Annotated in this window: 20 protein-coding genes, 2 tRNA genes and 1 pseudogene; 10 read left to right on the top strand and 13 right to left on the bottom strand. The window is 51.4% G+C overall.

Translation table 11 applies throughout. From position 1 onward, the window contains the following. Positions 1-5: 5 nt before the first annotated feature. Complete coding sequence (kch, locus tag DHf2319_RS02190) at positions 6-1,241, bottom strand: voltage-gated potassium channel protein (protein ID WP_243479172.1); 1,236 nt, start codon at positions 1,239-1,241, stop codon at positions 6-8. Between the two features lie 55 nt (positions 1,242-1,296). Then, positions 1,297-1,370, bottom strand: a tRNA-Gly gene (locus DHf2319_RS02185). Between the two features lie 65 nt (positions 1,371-1,435). Between DHf2319_RS02185 and thiS the strand changes: the two genes are divergently transcribed. Beyond that, positions 1,436-1,636 (top strand): sulfur carrier protein ThiS, encoded by a 201-nt coding sequence (thiS, locus tag DHf2319_RS02180; RefSeq protein ID WP_243479171.1) that lies wholly within the window; start codon positions 1,436-1,438, stop codon positions 1,634-1,636. Beyond that, entirely contained in the window at positions 1,636-2,328 is a 693-nt protein-coding gene (gene trmB / locus DHf2319_RS02175; RefSeq protein WP_243479170.1) for a tRNA (guanosine(46)-N7)-methyltransferase TrmB, read from the top strand. The genes thiS and trmB overlap by 1 nt, the downstream gene beginning before the upstream one ends. On the opposite strand, the gene ffh is transcribed toward trmB, so the two are convergent. Continuing rightward, entirely contained in the window at positions 2,325-3,737 is a 1,413-nt protein-coding gene (gene ffh, locus DHf2319_RS02170; RefSeq protein WP_243479169.1) for a signal recognition particle protein, read from the bottom strand. The two genes, trmB and ffh, sit on opposite strands and share 4 nt — an antisense overlap. A 26-nt stretch (positions 3,738-3,763) precedes the next feature. On the opposite strand from ffh, the gene DHf2319_RS02165 reads away from it, so the two are divergent. Genes DHf2319_RS02165 through ampD form a run of 3 tightly spaced genes read left to right on the top strand, consistent with a single transcriptional unit; the run spans position 3,764 to position 5,509 of the window. After that, positions 3,764-4,618, top strand: a complete 855-nt coding sequence (locus DHf2319_RS02165; RefSeq protein WP_243479168.1) for a cytochrome C assembly family protein — start codon at positions 3,764-3,766, stop codon at positions 4,616-4,618. A gap of 2 nt (positions 4,619-4,620) precedes the next feature. Next, positions 4,621-4,881 carry a PP0621 family protein gene (locus tag DHf2319_RS02160; RefSeq protein WP_243479167.1) on the top strand — a complete coding sequence of 87 codons (261 nt, stop codon included), beginning with the start codon at positions 4,621-4,623 and terminating at the stop codon, positions 4,879-4,881. Between the two features lie 16 nt (positions 4,882-4,897). Next, complete coding sequence (ampD, locus tag DHf2319_RS02155) at positions 4,898-5,509, top strand: 1,6-anhydro-N-acetylmuramyl-L-alanine amidase AmpD (RefSeq protein ID WP_243479166.1); 612 nt, start codon at positions 4,898-4,900, stop codon at positions 5,507-5,509. 23 nt (positions 5,510-5,532) lie between these two features. On the opposite strand, the gene htpG is transcribed toward ampD, so the two are convergent. Continuing rightward, the gene (gene htpG / locus DHf2319_RS02150) at positions 5,533-7,440 is read right to left on the bottom strand and encodes a molecular chaperone HtpG (RefSeq protein ID WP_243479165.1); all 1,908 of its coding nucleotides are present in this window, start codon (positions 7,438-7,440) and stop codon (positions 5,533-5,535) included. A gap of 160 nt (positions 7,441-7,600) precedes the next feature. Then, on the bottom strand, positions 7,601-8,380 hold the full coding sequence (gene pcaD / locus DHf2319_RS02145) for a 3-oxoadipate enol-lactonase (RefSeq protein WP_243479164.1): 780 nt from the start codon (positions 8,378-8,380) through the stop codon (positions 7,601-7,603). A gap of 171 nt (positions 8,381-8,551) precedes the next feature. Between pcaD and DHf2319_RS02140 the strand changes: the two genes are divergently transcribed. Both DHf2319_RS02140 and DHf2319_RS02135 read left to right on the top strand, forming a co-directional pair. Continuing rightward, positions 8,552-8,636, top strand: a tRNA-Leu gene (locus DHf2319_RS02140). A 174-nt stretch (positions 8,637-8,810) separates the two neighbouring features. Next, positions 8,811-9,800, top strand: coding sequence for a virulence RhuM family protein/type II toxin-antitoxin system death-on-curing family toxin (locus DHf2319_RS02135; RefSeq protein ID WP_243479163.1), 990 nt, complete (start codon positions 8,811-8,813; stop codon positions 9,798-9,800). A 358-nt stretch (positions 9,801-10,158) separates the two neighbouring features. Here the strand turns inward: DHf2319_RS02135 and DHf2319_RS02130 are convergent, their stop codons facing one another. The 6 genes and pseudogenes from DHf2319_RS02130 to DHf2319_RS02105 form a co-directional block, all read right to left on the bottom strand. Further along, positions 10,159-11,307 carry a methanobactin export MATE transporter MbnM gene (locus DHf2319_RS02130; RefSeq protein ID WP_243479162.1) on the bottom strand — a complete coding sequence of 383 codons (1,149 nt, stop codon included), beginning with the start codon at positions 11,305-11,307 and terminating at the stop codon, positions 10,159-10,161. Beyond that, a complete protein-coding gene (locus DHf2319_RS02125; protein ID WP_243479161.1) occupies positions 11,308-12,192 on the bottom strand; it encodes an MbnP family copper-binding protein in 885 nt (294 codons plus the stop codon). It lies immediately after the preceding gene. 42 nt (positions 12,193-12,234) lie between these two features. After that, a complete protein-coding gene (locus DHf2319_RS02120) occupies positions 12,235-12,732 on the bottom strand; it encodes a copper chaperone PCu(A)C (protein ID WP_243479160.1) in 498 nt (165 codons plus the stop codon). A gap of 89 nt (positions 12,733-12,821) precedes the next feature. Continuing rightward, positions 12,822-13,229, bottom strand: coding sequence for a DUF2946 domain-containing protein (locus DHf2319_RS02115; protein ID WP_243479159.1), 408 nt, complete (start codon positions 13,227-13,229; stop codon positions 12,822-12,824). 71 nt (positions 13,230-13,300) lie between these two features. Continuing rightward, positions 13,301-14,344 carry an IS481 family transposase gene (locus DHf2319_RS02110; RefSeq protein WP_243479116.1) on the bottom strand — a complete coding sequence of 348 codons (1,044 nt, stop codon included), beginning with the start codon at positions 14,342-14,344 and terminating at the stop codon, positions 13,301-13,303. 381 nt (positions 14,345-14,725) lie between these two features. Next, positions 14,726-15,016 (bottom strand): annotated as a pseudogene (locus tag DHf2319_RS02105) (addiction module antidote protein). A 246-nt stretch (positions 15,017-15,262) separates the two neighbouring features. Between DHf2319_RS02105 and DHf2319_RS02100 the strand changes: the two are divergent. From DHf2319_RS02100 to DHf2319_RS02090, 3 genes are all read left to right on the top strand, one after another. Beyond that, positions 15,263-16,177 carry an Abi family protein gene (locus DHf2319_RS02100; protein ID WP_243479158.1) on the top strand — a complete coding sequence of 305 codons (915 nt, stop codon included), beginning with the start codon at positions 15,263-15,265 and terminating at the stop codon, positions 16,175-16,177. A gap of 431 nt (positions 16,178-16,608) precedes the next feature. Beyond that, a complete protein-coding gene (locus DHf2319_RS02095; RefSeq protein ID WP_243479157.1) occupies positions 16,609-16,878 on the top strand; it encodes a type II toxin-antitoxin system Phd/YefM family antitoxin in 270 nt (89 codons plus the stop codon). A gap of 7 nt (positions 16,879-16,885) precedes the next feature. Continuing rightward, positions 16,886-17,200 (top strand): CcdB family protein, encoded by a 315-nt coding sequence (locus DHf2319_RS02090; RefSeq protein WP_243479156.1) that lies wholly within the window; start codon positions 16,886-16,888, stop codon positions 17,198-17,200. A 301-nt stretch (positions 17,201-17,501) separates the two neighbouring features. Here the strand turns inward: DHf2319_RS02090 and DHf2319_RS13140 are convergent, their stop codons facing one another. Together DHf2319_RS13140 and DHf2319_RS02080 are read right to left on the bottom strand one after the other, a co-directional pair. After that, positions 17,502-17,789, bottom strand: a complete 288-nt coding sequence (locus tag DHf2319_RS13140) for a HigA family addiction module antitoxin (protein ID WP_369810208.1) — start codon at positions 17,787-17,789, stop codon at positions 17,502-17,504. Positions 17,790-18,074: 285 nt separating this feature from the next. After that, on the bottom strand, positions 18,075-19,010 hold the full coding sequence (locus DHf2319_RS02080) for an N-carbamoyl-D-amino-acid hydrolase (RefSeq protein ID WP_243479155.1): 936 nt from the start codon (positions 19,008-19,010) through the stop codon (positions 18,075-18,077). Positions 19,011-19,013 lie beyond the last annotated feature (3 nt).

Genomic DNA, 19,013 nt, shown 5'->3' with positions numbered 1-19,013 from the left:
AGCGATTAATTGGTTTGGGTTTGAACTGTACCGTCAGCGTCGATCGGCTTGGCAAAAAACAGGTCGGAGATCAAACTTTTATCCATAGACTCGCCCGAGATCGCTCTGGCGAGAAGCTCGGCACTCAGGAGCTCTGGAGAAAACACGACATCGGCATTGACTCTGCGGATCTTCTCTAGATTTTCGCTATTGTTCACCAGCACAATGGTTCGTGCTTTGCTGTTCGGAAACGACTTAACCGCCAGAACAATAAAGGCATTATCAGGATCATCGGCGCGCAATGCCATCACGTGGCTAGCTTCTTCAACGCCAGCTTCTTTTAGCGTTTCAGCTCCAAACGCATCCCCGAAAACAATGTCAGCCGTATCAGGATAATCATGCTTCGTTCCAGGACGCAACACCACTGTGACTAGCTCTCCACGCTCGGTGAGGCTGCGAAATAGGCTGATAGCAAGCGGCGTCGTGCCGCACAGAATGACATGATTTTTACGCATCGATTTTCTCGCTTTGTGCCGAAGCATCTGACGCAACTTCCCGCTAGCAATTGGACCAACAATGGCGCCTAGCGAGGTTGCAAATACAGTGATGCCCATTACGATAATTGACACCACAAACAATCTGGCCGGATGAGTGACCGGAACAATATCGCCAAACCCGACAGTCGACATCGCCACCACGGAAAAGTACATCGCATTGGGCATGTCCTTGATAGGGGGGGCAAACTCCTCGCCCAGGTACAAGGAGCCAAGCATCGAGTACCAAAGCAATGAAATAACGCTAGCAACAGCAAACAGGGTTCCAGCCGTCAGACTGCTGCGGTTAAAAACTGACCAGTACCAAATTAGCATCGCTACGACAACAAGGTCGTATACGATTTTGATACTGGTGATTCCCCAATCAGAGTAGATCGTTACCAGCAAAGCGGGCACAAACACTACCAGACTAAATGCCCAAGCCAGACGGGCCCGCATGGCTAGCCCCATCGACATCATGAGCAGGCACATGCCCACAAACACCCTGGGCAATTCGATCAAACCAATCATGTCGATGATTTCACGCCAGGATGCCTGGTCAAACCAGTTCAGATGCTCGCCTAACCAGACACGATGCACCAGGGGATAAATCATCGTCAAGCCACTGATAGCAACCATGATTGCCAACAAGATCGGCACGAGCGCAATAAAGCGTCGATTCAAATGATGCGCCATCTGGGCGATGGGTTGGTGATTGGTTTCAGGCATTTTCAAAGTGATGTAACGACATCCAATCAAGCGTTCGGATGGACTGGGTCAGTGTTGGAGCGGGTGATGGGAATCGAACCCACGCTTGAGGCTTGGGAAGCCGCCGTTCTACCATTGAACTACACCCGCCTGACCAATGAAGTTGCGCGTATTATAGCGGGCGCTCAAACTCGGCAAGTGACTACAATAGCAACATGAACATAATTTTGAATGGCGAACCCACCACGGTGGCTGACGGCAGCAAAGTGGCAGATCTCCTGCATGCCCTTGAGCTCGCAGACAAACGTGTGGCTGTCGAAATCAATGGCGATATCGTTCCTAGAAGCCTGCACGGGACTCATAAGCTCTCCGAAGATGACCGAATCGAGGTCGTGGTTGCGGTTGGAGGTGGCTGATGCAACCCACCAAAACAGAGACATCCCAACCGCATATCCGCAGCTTTGTGCATCGCCGTGGCCACATCACGCAAGGCCAGCGACAGGCGCTCGAAACTCTCGCGCCTAAATGGGTTATTCCGTATGAACGACAACCCCTTGACTATGACAATGCCTTTGGCCGCAGCGACGCTCCCACCATCCTTGAGATCGGCTTCGGTATGGGGGAGACAACCGCCCAAATCGCGCAAGCACGAGAAGGGGATAATTTTCTGGGGGTTGAAGTATTTAATGCCGGAGTCGGTGCGTTATTAAACCGCATCGACTGCATGGGGCTCACCAATATTCGCATCATTCAGCATGATGTCGTTGAAGTGCTTAGGGACATGATTGCAATCGAATCATTGGCTGGTGTGCATATCTATTTCCCTGACCCTTGGCCTAAAAAACGCCATCACAAGCGCCGCCTGATTCAGCCACCTTTTGTAGAACTGCTGACTAGCCGGCTCAGGCCGGGAGGCTACATCCATTGCGCGACCGATTGGGAACACTACGCTGAGCAAATGCTGGAGGTTTTGACCAATAACACTGGAATCGTCAATACGTGCGAAGGATTTTGCCCTCGCCCGGACTGGCGCCCGCGCACCAAATTTGAAGCCCGTGGTTTGAGGCTTGGTCATGGCGTGTGGGATTTGATATTTAAAAAACGCTAGCGTCCGAACCCACCAAAACGGCCAAGGTTTTTCATGCCGCCCATGGCGCGCATCATTTTGGCCATGCCACCTTTTTTCATTTTTTTCATCATGTCCTGCATCTGCTCGAATTGCTTGAGCAAGCGATTGACCTCTTGCACCGGCACGCCAGCACCCGCCGCGATCCGACGCTTGCGCGAGGCCTTCAGCAGCTCAGGCTTGGCTCGCTCAAGCGGGGTCATCGAGTTCAGTATGCCTTCGGTACGACGCAATTGCTTTTCAGCTTGCCCCCCTTGAAGCTGACTGGCGGCGGCTGCCATCTCACCTGGAAGTTTTTCCAAGAGGCTACCCATATCGCCCATTTTTTTGACCTGGGCAATCTGCTCGCGGAAATCATTCAGGTCAAACTTATCACCCGACTTCATCTTCGAGGCGAGTTTTTCAGCCTGCGCCATGTCGATGTTTTGCTGAGCTTGCTCAACAAGCGAAACAATATCGCCCATACCGAGCACGCGCTGCGCCATGCGATCAGGGTAAAACGGCTCGAGCCCGTCAAGCTTTTCTGACACCCCAACAAACTTTAATGGCTTACCGGTGACTTGCCGAACTGACAAAGCCGCACCACCGCGAGCATCACCATCGAGCTTGGTGAGCACAACACCCGTCAATGGCAATGCCTCGCCGAACGCCCGGGCGGTGTTGACTGCATCCTGCCCCTGCATGGCGTCCACCACAAACAACGTCTCGACCGGATTGAGTATCTGATGCAGCATCTGAATTTCCTGCATCATCACCTCATCAATACCGAGACGACCAGCCGTGTCAACAATCAGCACGTCAATGTGCTGACGCTTGGCATGCTCTAACGCAGCACGGGCAATATCGGCAGGCTTTTGATTACTCTCAGACGCTATCCAATCAACGTCTGCTTGCTTGGCTACCGTCTTTAACTGCTCAATGGCTGCGGGGCGATAGACGTCGGTACTGACCACGGCCACCTTTTTCTTGCCACTTTTACGACCTTGCTGAACGTGGTTACCTTGGGCCAACCAGCGCGCTAGCTTGCCAGTCGTGGTGGTTTTACCTGCACCCTGCAGACCGGCCATCAGAATGACCGCGGGCGGCTGCACCGCCAAAGACAATTCACCCGCCTCAGGACCTAGATCACCACCCATCAGGTCGGTCAGCTCTCGATTGACCACGCCCACGAGCGCCTGTCCCGGACTCAAGCTTGCAGCAACTTCCTGGCCCATTGCCTTTTGTTTGACTTGCTCAACGAATGTCTTAACCACCGGCAAGGCAACATCGGCCTCAAGCAATGCCAAGCGAACCTCTCGCATCATTTCCTGCGTGTTGGCCTCGGTCAAACGGGCTTGGCCGCGAATGGTTTTTACGACGCGCCCTAGGCGCTGGCTCAAATTCTCTAGCATTCGGTGTCTTCGCTTAAACTAGGAGGATGTCTACAGGCATTGTATTTCACGCCATCGCCGCGATCATTTATTTAGGCTTGTCAGCCGTCCTTTGGGGCATGTTGCAGGCCGGAAAGCCCATGGAGAAACCAGAGCTAGTTGCCCGCTGGGCGGTTTTAGTCGCTCTGGTGTCACAAGCGGTCGGCCTCGATGCGCTGGTTTTAGCGGGCGGCAATTTGCATTTGAGCTGGCTTCTCGCGCTATCGGTGGCTATTTGGTTGGGTTTGGTTGTCTTTTGGCTCGAAAGCCTGATTGTCAAAATGGACGGTCTACTGCTTTTGCTGCTGCCTGCGGCTGGCGTGACCTGCCTGCTGACGGCTTTGTTTCCTGGTTCACACCTGATTACCAGTGCCGCTGAAACTGCACTACGCGGACATCTTTTACTAGCGCTCGGTGCATATGGTCTGATCACGATTGCCGCTTTGCAAAGTATCTTGATGGCAGCACTTGACCATCATTTGCACCATCCGAGAGGGGTAGTTGATGACGCGAGTGCTCTGAAACGTGCGATTGGCCGAGTGCTCGATGCCCAACCACCGCTGCTGACGCAAGAGCGATTGCTGTTTCGGATCATTTGGATCGCGTTCGGTGCACTGACACTGGCAATCGTGTCTGGCGGCCTCATCTCTCTGGCTACCACGAGCAAGTGGCTGCCGTTTGACCATAAAACTGTTTTTACCGTCCTGTCATGGCTAACCTTTGGCATGTTATTGCTCGGGCGTCACTTGTGGGGATGGCGTGGCCGAATTGCCTTGCGCTACACGCTGGTTGGGTTTGTGTTTGTATTGCTTTCATACACCGGCAGCCGGTTTGTGATTGAAGTGCTCTTGAATCGAGGATAAGAATGGGCAAGATTCTGTTTTGGGCGGTGGTTATCATCGGAGTGCTGTTTATCACCCGACTACTGGCTCATCAAGCCGCAAAGCGCCACACCCAAACCGACAAGCCTAAGCCAGCCAAACCCGAATCGCTTGGCAAGGCTGAAGAGATGGTGCGTTGTGCCCACTGTGGCGTCTACATGCCCAGATCCGAAGCGGTCAAACAAAACGACAACTTTTGGTGTAGCACAGAGCATGCGAAAGCTGGTATCAAACAACGACACTGACCAGTGGTGCTGACCGATGGCACGCCACTCGACGCGCGAGCATGCACAGTCACATCCCCCCTTGCAACACAATGGGTGGCTCACATTGCCTGGCATCAAACACAGGCCATCACCTAACTTTGATGAGCGCCCAGAAGGCATCGATATCAGCCTCTTGGTGATTCACAACATCAGCTTGCCACCCGGTGAGTTTGGCACCGACTGCCCAGCTAGATTGTTTGTCAATGAGTTGGATTTCGATGAGCATCCCTGGTTTGAACAAATCCGGGGATTAAAAGTGTCATCGCACTTTTTAATAGAGCGAGAGGGTACGGTCACGCAATTTGTTTCTTGCAACGATCGTGCCTGGCATGCTGGCGTGTCTATGTTTAATCAGCGTAGCGCCTGCAACAACTTCTCGATTGGCATTGAACTCGAGGGCACGGATGACCTGCCCTACACCGATGCGCAGTATGAGCAATTAGGTAAGTTGACTGTGATCTTAAAAACACAGTACCCACTGACTGCCGTGAGAGGCCATTGCCACATCGCCCCTGCCCGTAAAACCGATCCTGGACGCGCGTTTGATTGGGATCGCTACGCCGAGCTAGGTAGCTGGCAGGCATGCCAGCTACCTAGCTCAACTTAAGAAACAGAATTACTGGGGTTACATCAGCCTTTGAGCAGCAGCTCATTCATGCGTTTGACGAACCCGACAGGATCGGACAGTTGCGAGCCGTCTGCAAGCAATGCTTGATCAAGCAGCAAGAATGCCCAATCATCAAATTGATCATCGGTTGCCTGTTCAATACGCTTAATCAACGAGTGATCCGGGTTGATCTCGAGAATGGGCTTGACCACTGGTGCCTGTTGACCAGCCGACTGCAACAAACGCTGCAAGTGCGGGCTCATCTCGTTTTCGTCGACCACCACGCATGCCGGCGAGTCCACCAAGCGAAGCGTGACCCGAACTTCCTTGACTTTATCGTCTAGCGACTTGGTTAAACGCTCAACGAGTGGCTTGAAGGTGTCTGCCACTTCAGACTGCTTCTTCTTTTCTTCTTCATCAGCCAAGGCCTCGAGATCAAGGCCACCCTTGGCCACTGACGCCAGCGACTTGCCGTCAAACTCGCGTAAGTGTGACAGCATCCACTCATCAACCCGATCCCACAGCAGCAGAACCTCAATGCCTTTTTTGCGGAAGATTTCAAGGTGGGGGCTGCTCTTGGCAGCGTTGTAACTCTCAGCAGTGACGTAGTAAATCTTGTCTTGCCCCTCTTTCATCCGACCAATGTAGTCTGTGAGTGAGACATCTTGCACATCGCTGTCGTTGTGTGTTGATGCGAAGCGCAACAGCTTGGCAATCCGTTCCTGATTGGCCATGTCTTCGCCCGTGCCCTCCTTGAGCACTTGACCAAAGGTTGCCCAGAACGTGGCGTAGTCTTCCTTACGGTTTTCGGCGAGGTCTTCGAGCAAGCTTAGGATACGCTTGGCTGAGCCTTCACGAATCGTGCGTACATCACGGCTTTCTTGCAAGATTTCACGCGAGACGTTCAAAGGCAAATCGGCCGAGTCAATCACACCGCGCACAAACCGCAGGTATGACGGCAGCAACTGCTCGGCATCATCCATGATGAATACGCGCTTGACATAGAGCTTGACGCCACGCTTGGCATCACGATCCCAGAGATCAAACGGCGCACGTTTGGGAACAAACAGCAGTTGGGTGTATTCGCTGCGGCCTTCGACGCGGTTGTGCGTCCAGGCCAACGGGTCTTCAAAGTCGTGGCTGACATGTTTGTAAAACTCTTTGTATTGTTCTTCTGTGATGTCAGATTTGCTACGAGTCCAAAGAGCACTCGCTTGGTTAACTGCCTCCCAGTCACCCGTGCGCTTCATCTCGGACTTTTCTTCATCCCACTCTTCCTTGGGCATCTCAACCGGCAAGCTGATGTGGTCAGAGTAGCGACGCAGGATTTCACGTAGCTTCCAGTTGCTCAATAGCTCCTCTTCGTCAGCGCGCAAGTGCAAGACGATTTCAGTGCCACGATCAGCTTTGTCGATATTGGCGATCGAGAATTCCCCTTGACCATCAGAGACCCACTCAATTGCCTCGGAACTAGGCAAGCCAGCGCGTCGACTGCGCACCGTGACTTTGTCGGCCACAATAAAAGAGGAGTAGAAGCCAACCCCAAACTGACCAATCAGCTGGGCATCTTTTTGCTTATCACCGGTCAGTTGCGAGAAAAATTCTCGGGTGCCTGAACGGGCAATGGTGCCCAAGTTCGAAACAGCATCTTCGCGTGACATGCCGATACCGTTATCAGATACCGTAATTGTCTTGGCCTCTTTAGCAAAATCTACCCGTACTCGCAGGTTGGGATCAGACTCAAACAACTCGGGTTTATCCAAAGCCTCAAAACGAAGCTTGTCGCAAGCGTCGGATGCATTCGAAACCAGTTCGCGCAAAAATATTTCTTTGTTGCTGTAGAGCGAATGGATCATCAGGTGCAAAAGTTGCTTAACCTCCGCCTGAAAACCCATGGTTTCCGAAGTTTGGGGCTCAGTCGCCTCTGTCATGGTGTCACCTATTCCTATGTTCTTGAAATATCTTTGGTTTTACTAACGCGCAGGCAGCCCAACGATGACCATAAGGTCAATCATGACCCTCGCGTCATGTCACGATGACTGATAAGTAGGGGCAGGCATCCCGATTTCAAGAGGACGCACGAAGGTTCGCTCAGTTTTTGAGTAGAAAATCGGTCACGATCCGGGCATACTCCTGAGGCACTTCAGAAAGAGGGATGTGTGCATAGGGCAGCCGGACAGCCTCAGCACCAGGAATCGAGGCTGCGATCGTCTCACCCATAACGGGCGGCGTTGATTGATCTTGCTCACCCAGAATCACCAGACTTGGCGCTTTGATGGCAGCCAGCCCATCCATCAGTTGCATATCCCGAATCGCCGCGCAACAGGCGATATATCCGCGCGGATCAACCTGCAGCAAGTTCTCCCGAGCACTATGAAAGACCGGTCCAGCCTCCGCGATGAAGGATGCCGTAAAAAATCGCCCCAAGATCGTGTCGGACATGGCAGCAAGACCCTCAGCCCGTACTTGTTCGATACGCGCCGCAAATACTTCGCGAGGGATCGCTGCCGATGTATTGGACAGCACTAGCCGATCGACACGATCGGGTGCATGGATACCAAGCCACATCGCCTGCATCCCCCCGATGGATACACCACAAACGTGGGCTCGCCGCCAACCTGCTGCATCCATGACTGACAGCACATCACGAGCCAAGTCTGCCATCGTGCAGCTATCAGCGAGGTTGGTTGAGCCCCCGTGACCACGCTTGTCCATACGCAAAACATGAAATGACTCAAGCAATCTGGGCATGAGTGGACCCCAAAGACCTTGCTCTGTGCCCAACGAGTTGAGCAAAATGAGCTTGGGCTTGCCAGGGTCACCGTCGGTGCGCCAATAAATCTGTCGCCCTTCTTTAGTTAGCAATGGCATGACGGCTCCCCTTGTGTCCGTTATCCCTTGGTTTTGGTGAGATGCAATAAACCATCCACAAATCTTACACACCTAACGACCAATGCCGAACCCATCAAAAACCAGTCCAATACGTTGCGTTCAAATTACACGTATAATCATGGACTTCATGAGATGAGCCTCATCGAATGTGCCCGGGTGGTGAAATTGGTAGACGCAGGGGACTCAAAATCCCCCGCCGCAAGGCGTGCCGGTTCGATTCCGGCCCCGGGCACCACGGTTTATAAGGCATTAATTGGCTCTACCCTATTAAGGGGGATGAGCATTGGCTCTACCCGAATATGGGGGTACGAGCAGCCATTACACTTCTACAATTGTCCAAGAAGCGTCGCCCGCTGACTGGTTCACAGACTTGTTGATCTCGACTGCTCGAATTTCTTAAGCCAACCTCATGAATAGCATCATTATCTTCGAATCTTGCGATCAGGCAGTACAGGTACGGCTTGAGGGTGAGACTGTCTGGCTCACGCAAACGCAAATGGCAGAGTTGTTTGGCACAACGGCTGACAACATTAGCTTGCACTTAAAAAATGTTTATGCCAGTGACGAATTAGAAGAAATAGCAACTACCGAGGATTTCTCGGTAGTTCGGCAGGAAGGCGCTCGCTCAGTCAAACGACAACTGAAACACTACAATCTGGATGCCATTATTTCCGTTGGTTACCGTGTAAATTCAACCGATGCAACCCGTTTTCGGCAGTGGGCTACGAACGTGCTGCGCCAGCACCTTGTAGACGGCTACTCGCTGAGTCAGCGACGATTGAAAGAGCGCGGAATCGAGTTTAAACAAGCTCTAGATTTGCTATCTCAGACCTTAGCCAACCAACAACTCGTCAGCACCGAGGGAGAGGCTGTTCTTGGGGTAATTGCCGACTATGCCCGCAGCTGGAGCTTATTGCAAGGTTATGACGAACAAAGCTTGACCGGACAAACGGGCACGCAATGGGGCATGCGTTCACTCAACCTGAGCGAAGTGTTAGTGGCCATCGCACAACTCAAAGCCGAACTGATTGCAAAAGGTGAAGCCACAGAGCTGTTCGGTCAATTGCGCGGCAACGGCCTAGCCTCTAGCATAGCCACTATCGAGCAAGGCTTTGGCGATGAGTTGTTTTATCCCAATGTAGCCAGCAGAGCTGCACACCTTCTGTACTTGGTAATCAAGAATCACCCACTAGCTGATGGTAATAAGCGAACAGGATCGTTCCTGTTTCTCTGGTACCTGCGACTGAATCAGCACCTGCTTTCCCGTCCGGTGGATCAACTGATCAACGACAATACGTTAGTCGCATTAGCACTTCTAGTCGCAGAGAGCAAACCCGATCAAAAGGAATTGATGGTTAAGCTAGTGCAGCATTTTGTGCTGCTGAACGAGAACGGATGAATGCGACCTGAAATGCCAGATTGTCCCTGTTGCGCCCTGCTGACACCGAAGTGAAATTTTGCATGGGGAAGAAAGTTTTTTCCCCAAACTCACGCAAACCCTTTATTCACGCGGTTTTTGTGTCCGGCCCCGGGCACCACGTATAAATTATTGATTTATAACGATTTTATGTCATGCGGTTGACCGGCTGATGACTTCTGGCTCTACCCGGCTCTACCCCATTAAGGGGGGATGAGTATCCACTACACCCGGTTAAAGTCGAGGAACCGCCGACAGATAATCTCCATCTGAGCACATAAGATTTTTCCCGTCCAATTTAAATACGGCGGCTCGAAAAGCTGAATATCCCGCAACTAGATTACGGCCAGGGATTGGAAAAGCGGTCATCGGTGAGAAACTGCTCATCTGTCAGGGCTTGAAGAAAAGCAATCAGATCATTCAGCTCACCATCGTCAATTGTGAAACCAATGATCAGTTCACTACGCAAAGGGTTGGGTTTGCCACGAGTCGTAGCCCCTCTGCCTTTAACAGCGTAATGCGATCGAATAACATCTTCGAGCGTGTCTACTGATCCATCATGCATATAGGGGCCTGTAACGGCCACGTTGCGTAAACTTGGGGTCCTAAATTTCCCCTGATCGCGAGGCTCACCGGTGAACTCAACAATGCCGGGATTTTCTGACGGGTAGGCCCCCTGTTCGTTCTCGTTATACAGTCCTGTGTTGTGAAAACCAAGTTCAGGAAATGGCATACGTTTGTGCACCACGCTATCGGTAAAATTCAGTCCCCCATGGCAGTGATAGCACTCCATCTTGTGACCGAAGAACAATGTCTCGCCGCGTTTAGCTGAATCGCTGATTGCTGTTGGGTCGTTGCCGTACTTGTAGCGGTCATACGGACTGTTAAACGACAGCAGTGTCCTCTGAAAGGCCGCAATGGCTTTGGTCAAAGTCGACAACGAATACAGCTGCTCTTCTCCCTGAGTCGCCTCTTCGGGGAATGCCGCCGTAAAAAGCCCTACGTAGGTCTGATCGGACTTCAACCGTGACCATAATTCGTTCTCACGACCGGCCATACCCATCTCAACCGGATGCTCGCCAAATAGCGGAATAAGTGCCTGTATCTCCAAGGACGTCAGTTGCGGGTTCATCCAAGTCAACACAGGCAAGTAGGCAACATTCCCGAGCGCCATCGCATTTCTGGTAGCCAGTTCTCCGGTAACGCCCGGAGACGTGGTTCGCCCATCTGTGAAGCCGAGCGCTTGAACATGGCATGTCGCGCATGACATGGAGCCATCGCTGGACAACCTGATGTCGTAGAAGAGATGACGACCCAATTCAACTTTTTCAGCGCTCATTGGGTTATCTGCAGGCACGACCGGCTCGGGCACCCAGTTCGGCAATTGCCAATCAAACGTTGCACCCGCTAGAGTGGCCTGGCTAAAAGCCAGGCCACTAACGAGCAGCACGTTGGCCACTACCTTAGTTAGCCATGTGCTGTTCATCATTTATTGTTTCCGGAAAAACTGCTGAACACCACCGGGCTGGCCATCATAGGGCAGACCGAATGCTTTCATGATCGGCGGGCAGTCGGGGTCGTTGGGGAAGCTCATGCACCCAACTGCAGTTTTAGGCGTATTGACATCGACATTCGCGTTTGCAAGTACTGCGCCAATATCAGCAATCACGACATCCTTTGCGGGGTCAAATGAATCAAAGCGCACAGTCACTCGATTCGGATTCTTGCAGCTACCGGGTGGTGTGGTTTTTGACGCCGATGCGCAAACGGTACTGCCTAGGTGGACGGAGAATCCGGAAGCATTACCACCACCTTGTTTATCGGCTGGCAAGGTCGTTTTTGATTGCCCGGTAGTTGCCATATCAAATTTGAGAAACTTATAGCCGCCCTGCCAGTTCCAGAACATAGCCGTGCTGCTCAAGGGAGCTGGGGCGATTGTAGGATCGCCGTGATTAAGCGCAAAAGGGACCCCCAGCGTGAATTCAATGCCTTTGTAATCCCCGTGCGGCACCGTGCCGCGAACACTCTGGTTCAATGGGGCAGTGCCATTTCGACAATGACTAGTGCCATTCTCAAAGTCGATGAGCGCGACGTTATCAATTTGCCATGTCTTGTCCTGCGTTAACTGTAACGGAATCGCATTGCCCTGGCCATCAATAAGACGAACATCGCTGATGAACATGCGGAAGTCGCTTGGCGTGATCATCGACTTGGACGTACCAACGTCGGCGTAGGACTTCCCACATTCAAATGGTTGACCGTTGACTTGTCCGACAAAGCGGATTTCAGTCTCGCCGTGTGCCATGGAGATTGCTGGACTGGCCAGTAATGCTAACGCCAATACCGTGGCGCTTAAGGTTTTGATTGATTTCATGATGAATATCCTTGAAATAGTTGTACGACGGTACATAACCGGTCAGTGACTGTGAGTTTTTTTGCCTAATCGAGGCGCTTGCACCCACACATTGACGGTTTGGTGTCCGCCATCGTCAAAATTCAATGTGAGATCGAAGGTGTCACCATTCTTGAGCGATTGCTGCAAGTCAGTGAGCAAGATCCGATAGCCCTGGTCATCGTTGTGACGAAACCGTTTCGATGTTTTGGGTTCGATCGTGATGGTCTGGATGGTTATCCATTGGGCGACGTGTTCAGGCGTATGTGTTTCGGTTTGCAGTGTTACTTGACCAGCAACATGGCTCTGAGCGCCTGTGATCCGATAGGTCTGTGAACCACGATTGGCTAACTCACGAAAGTAAACGCTTGCACCCAAAGGGTCTTGAGTGAGCACGGCATAGGGATGGTCGAGCGTCAGCTTGCCGTAGCTAGTCCCGTGTGACCAAGTTGTGGTGGGCGTTGAAATAAGCCAGACGACGAAACTTGCCAGCAATGCATACTTTCTGAGTCCAAAATGCATAGGGAACACCTTTGAGCATAGATAGATAGCGCAAATCATCCACGGCCAGCCGCAAGGCCGCGTGGAACGAGTGCGAAACAAACAAAAGGTCAGATATGCAGCGGTGGAGCTCGGGGATTGGCAGGATGCCAACCTAATGAGGGGTGAGGATGTGTACCCGAAATGGGTTGGCCAAACGTTTGTTTGCCCAGCCCCGGTAGCCGAAACCCTTGAAAGTCCGGCGCCAGATATGAAAAACCTGTTACACCGCAGTAATCACAGTGATGATCCTGGAGGGACGTTGGTTTGTCTTCGCCAGCAACAGGTGTGTCCGTGACATCGAGAGCGATGTATTTGATGCCCGACGTCGTGCAAACCGCCACCTGCAGAGAGTCATGTTGCAAAACAGGTACGATCGCTTGGCTGATACCAGGTAACATCAAACCGAACATCATTGCCAGCAAAGCAAGATATCCAGTTAGTTTCTTGTACAGACGTGTGCGAAACGTTTCAAGCATCGTTGAATTGTAGTAGTCGCGACTTGATCTGACAGATCCCCAGTTTGCGGTGCCTGTATGTCAGATCAAGTTCAGTGATTCAGTTGGTTGATTTTATCCTCCCACGCTGGTTTGCCAGCAATTAATGTTTCCATCGGTGTTCGACCACAGCACATCTTGCCTTGATGAGTTCGGTCATGGTTGTAGTAATGCAGCCACTCGTCCAGATCAGCCTGCAGCTCTTCGATGGACCGATAGATTTTTCGTCTGAAGGCGACCTGATAAAACTCCTGCAGAATCGTCTTGTGAAACCGTTCACAGATGCCATTGGTCTGAGGGTGCATGACCTTGGTCTTGGTGTGCTCGATGTCATTGAGCGCCAAGTACAGCTGGTAATCATGAGTTTCGGCCTTGCCGCAGAATTCTGTCCCACGGTCTGTCAGGATCCTCAGAACACCCATCTGCTGTTCTGCAAAGAACGGCAGCACACGGTCGTTCAATAGGTCTGCAGCGGTAATCGGTGTCTTGGTGCAGTACAGCTTCGCAGTCGCCCACTTGGAGTAGGTATCGACAAAGGTCTGCTGGTAGATACGACCCACGCCCTTGATGGTACCCACATAGAACGTATCTTGGCTGCCTAGGTAACCGGGGTGCTCAGTCTCAATCTCTCCGTGGGCGACGTCGTCTTCTTGCTTTTTCTCGAGTGCTGCGACCTGAGCTTCGGTCAAGACTTCGCCCGTGGCTGCTACATGTTTCTCTAACGAAATCAGGCGCTTCTTGAATGATTCGAGGTCATGACGTAACCAAACCGACCTCACGCCAGATGGCGAAACAAAGACACCTCGCTTACGCAGCTCGTTAGAGACACGGACTTGGCCAAAGGCGGGCTGCTCCAGGGCAAAGGCCACCACGGCAGATTCAATGCTTTGCTCAATACGATTTCGCAAGTTTGGCTTCTTGCGGTTGGCATCGAGCAAAGCTTCTACACCGCCTTCAGCAACGGCTGCTTGGTATCGGTAGAAGGTGTCTCGGGAAAAGCCCATCACCTTGCAGGCGCGAGATACGTTTCCAAGCTCGGCAGCCAAGTTCAACAGGCCGACCTTGTGTTTGATGACATTTTGGTTAACACTACTCATGGGGTTACTCCATTGCGCTTCGCGCTAGTTGATAAAAGTTCGCACCTCTATCAAACTGGGTAACCCCACCTCTTGGCAAGGCCTAATTGTCAGATCAAATCGAAACTACTTCAGTTGAATTCTATCAGGCAGAGCCGGAATATGTCGTGTTTCAACAACACAGCCGTGCCTAGCTTTTCCAGATTTCACCTGTTGCGCCCTGCTGACACCGAAGTGAAATTTTGCATGGGGAAGATTGTTGTTTCCCCAAATTGACGCGAACCCTTTAGTCATGCGGCTTTTGTGTCCGGCCCCGGGCGCCACGCCCAAGCAATTGATTCATAACGATTTTTATGCCCCGCCCACTGTGAGGCGAGGGTATTCGTTAAACCTATTAATCACTTAGACATGCGCGGGTTCGGCGTGTAGCTTGACACCAAGCGCTCGCACAACTTTTAAGATCGTGTCATACCGTGGCTTAGCGCCTTCACTGAGCGCTTTGTAGAGGCTTTCACGTCCAAGACCGGTATCTCGGGCCAGTTGAGTCATCCCGCGAGCGCGGGCAATATTTCTGACAGCCAATAGAAGCATTTATAGATTCGGATCTTCGAGTGCCATATTTAGATACTCGGCAATAGTCTCCTCATCTTCGAGAAACTCTGCGACATCGAACGTTTTGGTTTTAGTGATCATCATCATTTCCCTTTTGGCAAACCACGCGCCAGTGCATCCTAAAAAAAACCCCGGCAGCCACTAGACCAACTAGACTCGGTTATTCACTGCAAAAAACAGCAGTGCTGACCACCAAGATACGTACTTAACAGGTACAATTTGATTAACAAAACCCGCCAAGGCTATGCGCGAAAGTGCACCCTCAAACCGGCGGGTTACTTTTTTTAGCGCATTGAGCTCACAGAGAGCTAATAGCGTAGCGCGCAAATGACCAAACCACCATTCAGTAAACTTGCGACCACCCATGCACAACGAGTGGAGTTACTTCGTGAGCGCGGCATGGTGTTCGACGACTTCGGCACGGCCGAGTTTTACCTTGAACACCTCAATTATTATCGACTTAGCGCCTACTGGCTTCCCTTCGAGGCTGACCACAAAACGCACCGTTTCCAACCTAACACGAGGTTTGAATGGGTTCTAAACCTATACGTATTTGACCGTGAGCTACGCCTTTTAGTACTTGACGCCATTGAGCGAGTTGAAGTGTCCGTGCGCAGCCACTGGGCCTATCAAATGGCACATCGGCACGGCACGCATGCTCACCTCAATGCATCGATAGCTTTCAAGTATCACCTATGGCAACAGAACCTTGATAAGCTAGGGAGCGAAGTTCATCGCTCGGACGAGACCTTCATCAAGCATCTAAAAAATACCTATCAGGAGTCCTTGCCGCCTGTATGGGCCGTGTGCGAGGTCATGTCGTTGGGACTGCTCTCGCGCTGGTACAACAACTTGAAACCAATGCCTACTAGACGTGCCATCGCAAATGCCTACGGATTAGATGAGAAGGTGATAGAGTCATGGCTACGTCATCTTTCACTGGTACGGAACACCTGTGCGCATCACAGCCGACTGTGGAACCGTGAGTTCACTATCACTCCTTTATTGCCACGTAACAAACCGCAGTGCTTATCTAACCAATTTAATTCGGGCTCTCGCAAACTCTACAACACTCTCGTCTTGCTGCTGTATTGTATGGACTCAATCGCACCAGATCATCATTGGCGGATTCGGTTGAAGGAACTGATTGACAGGCACGAGATTCCTGTCACAGCCATGGGCTTTCTCGCCAATTGGAAAAGCTTGCAAATTTGGCAGGAGCCAGCAGCACACGGTGTTTAGGTCTACATAGGCTGATGCACAAGCATGGCACTGGTCATCACGCGAACTTGCGAATCTGAACTCAAGACGACAGACATGGCTTGGTGGTAGTTGTCCCAACTTTTGAGATCAGTCTGAGTGGTGGCGCAATCAACAGTGAAACTTCGCAACAAAATCGATCCGTTGTTAGAAATCACAAAAGTAGACTAGTCTGACCTGCTTTTCCAGATTGTCCCTATTGCGGCCTGCTGACACTGAAGTGAAATTTTGTGTGGGGAAGATTGTTTTTTCCCCAAATTAACGCAAAGCCTTTATTCATGCGGCTGTTGTGTCCGGCCCCGGGTACCACGGTTTATAACTGGCTCTACCAGACAACATAATTCCAACTCCAGAATTTCCTCAATCTCTTGGGTTAATGGCTAAAATAGCCATTGATAAACAGGAGGTTTCCTATGCGAGTCTCAGCCACTGAAGCAAAAAACCGATTCGGCAGCCTTTCTGCAATCGCCAAGCGCGAGCCTGTTTTTGTAGAAAAGGCCGGTCAGCTTGATACCGTCATCATGTCAGCCGAGCAGTACCTAGCACTACAAGCCAGCAACGACAAGGCCAATCGCGCTGCTCGCAAAAGGCAATTCGAAACCGAGTTCAGTGATTGGATTGCAGCGCAAAACGATAAGTTTGAACTAAGCGGCATTCCGGGTGCTGACCTACGTCCTTGGTAAATCATCGATGGCACAGTATGACGTTTTTACCAATCCGAGTAAAAGTGCTAGTGATGGCATTCCTTATGTAGTAGTTATTCAAAGTGATCTGCTCGATGCGCTCGCAACACGAATGGCCGTTCCTCTTGCGGTATACGATTCGCAAATCAAAGTACCTACCACCTTGTGCCCCGTTGTTACAGTAAAAGGAAAGCGCTTTCATGCGCTTGCCCACTACGCTGCGCCGTTGCCGGCAAAAACATTGAAACGCCCTTTAGCTAATCTCGGGCCACAGGCTGACGTGTTGGTGTCAGCAATCGATACTGTCATATCTGGCATTTGACGAAAACACTGACATTCGCGCGTAGCTTTGTCCTTCTAATTCGCACCAAGATTTGACGCCAACGGCACAAGTAGCTACCCGCAATAGCAACCAACATTGAAACACGTGCATACCAGACCAATCTGACTAGCGTTTCCCGATTGCAACTGTTGCGCCGAAGCTGACACCAAAGTGAAATTTTGTGTGGCGAACAAAACTTTATCCCTAACACGGGTAAAGAGAAGGAACCAGATAGTTTGGCAGGAGGGCAACTGTGAAGCGGAAGCCGGCCGTAACGTTGAACACCACCGTGTTGACGTAATCATTTCCGGATATCGGGCGCAATTCCAGCGCTGCACGCAGTTTCGCTAATGAGCCACACACGTAGCCCTGAAGCAGGCAATGTTAACGACCAGCGACTTAGGCAGGTGCCGCGATCCAGGGGGGGGATTTGCCTGGCAATGACTTTTGCATTTTGTTTCTCTGTAATTCGCAAGTCATATGCCGCTTGCAGAGCAAGCCATCCTTGAGCGTCGCTACCGAAGTAGCGCTCGAGTCTGAGGGCTGTATCTGCCGAAACTCCTCGCTTGCCGTCCACAATTTCACGCAAGCGCTAATAAGGAACATGCAAAGCAATCGACAAAGCGCAAACACTGACACCCATGGGCTTGATATAGTCCTCCAGCAGAACTTCGCCGGGGTATACGGGTCGCATCCTATTTCTAAACATAAGGCTGCTATCTGCAATAAGTTTCAATGTAAATCTTCAATCAGGACATCAAAAGGACCAGTAGGTCCCCACTTAAAAGTTAAGCGCCACTGATCATTGATCCTGACATGCCACGGTAATCCTCCCCTGTTGAATCGGGGAAGACGGTAAAACCTTGCGCCGTTGCTAAACCGAAATGATCGCCCCCTTACGTTCCACAATCATGCCGTATGCGTGAGGCTCTCTATGTTTCGAAAAATTAAACACCGAAGACTTGTAAGAGACTGTTAGGTCTAGGTCGCAACGAGCGATCGACAACTCATCAGATAGCGTGCTGCAAGCCGAAACAATTTCGCCAGAGGGCGCAACGATAATCGAATTGCCAATCTGATCCACGCCTTCTTCGCGACCTGCCTTGCCAACGCCAACCACCCACGTTCCGTTTTGATAGGCGCCGGCTTGCATGACCAACTCATTGTGAAAGTGCGACAAATTATCATGTTCTGGCGCCGGGGGATTATGCACGGGCGTGTTATAGCCGATAAGGATCATCTCAACACCCTGCAGACCCATCACGCGATAAGTCTCAGGCCAGCGGCGGTCATTGCAAATCGCCATGCCGACAATGCCGCCAAACGCTCGACATACTCCGAATCCTAGATTGCCCGTCTCAAAGTAACGCTTCTCTAGGTGCTGGAATCGTCTCCACGGCTCATGCTCTGCGTGGCCGGGCAAATGTATTTTTCTGTACTTGCTCACAATTTCAGCATTCTGGTCAACCAGAATCGATGTGTTGAAACGGCGAGTGCGACCTTTTTCCTCAGTAAGCTCAGCATACCCGAGATAAAAACCTACCTTAAGCCGCCTGGCCGCATCAAACAAAGCCTGTGTATCTGGACCGGGCATTGAACGCTCAAAAAAAGCATCGACTTGCTCTTGTTGTTCAAAATACCAGCGCGGAAAGAATGTGGTGAGCGCGAGCTCAGGAAACACCACTAAATCACAACCGTGAGCGGCGCCTTGCTCAAGCAATGCAATCAGGCGCTGAACTACGTCTTTACGAGGTTCATTCAAGGCAATCGGGCCAAGCTGTGCAGCACCCACTGTAACAATGCGAGACATGTT

The sequence above is a fragment of the Orrella daihaiensis genome, assembly GCF_022811525.1.
GTDB classification, from domain to species: domain Bacteria; phylum Pseudomonadota; class Gammaproteobacteria; order Burkholderiales; family Burkholderiaceae_B; genus Algicoccus; species Algicoccus daihaiensis.
Note: the sequence above shows the minus strand (reverse complement) of the source record. Positions and strands in the feature narration are given on the sequence as shown.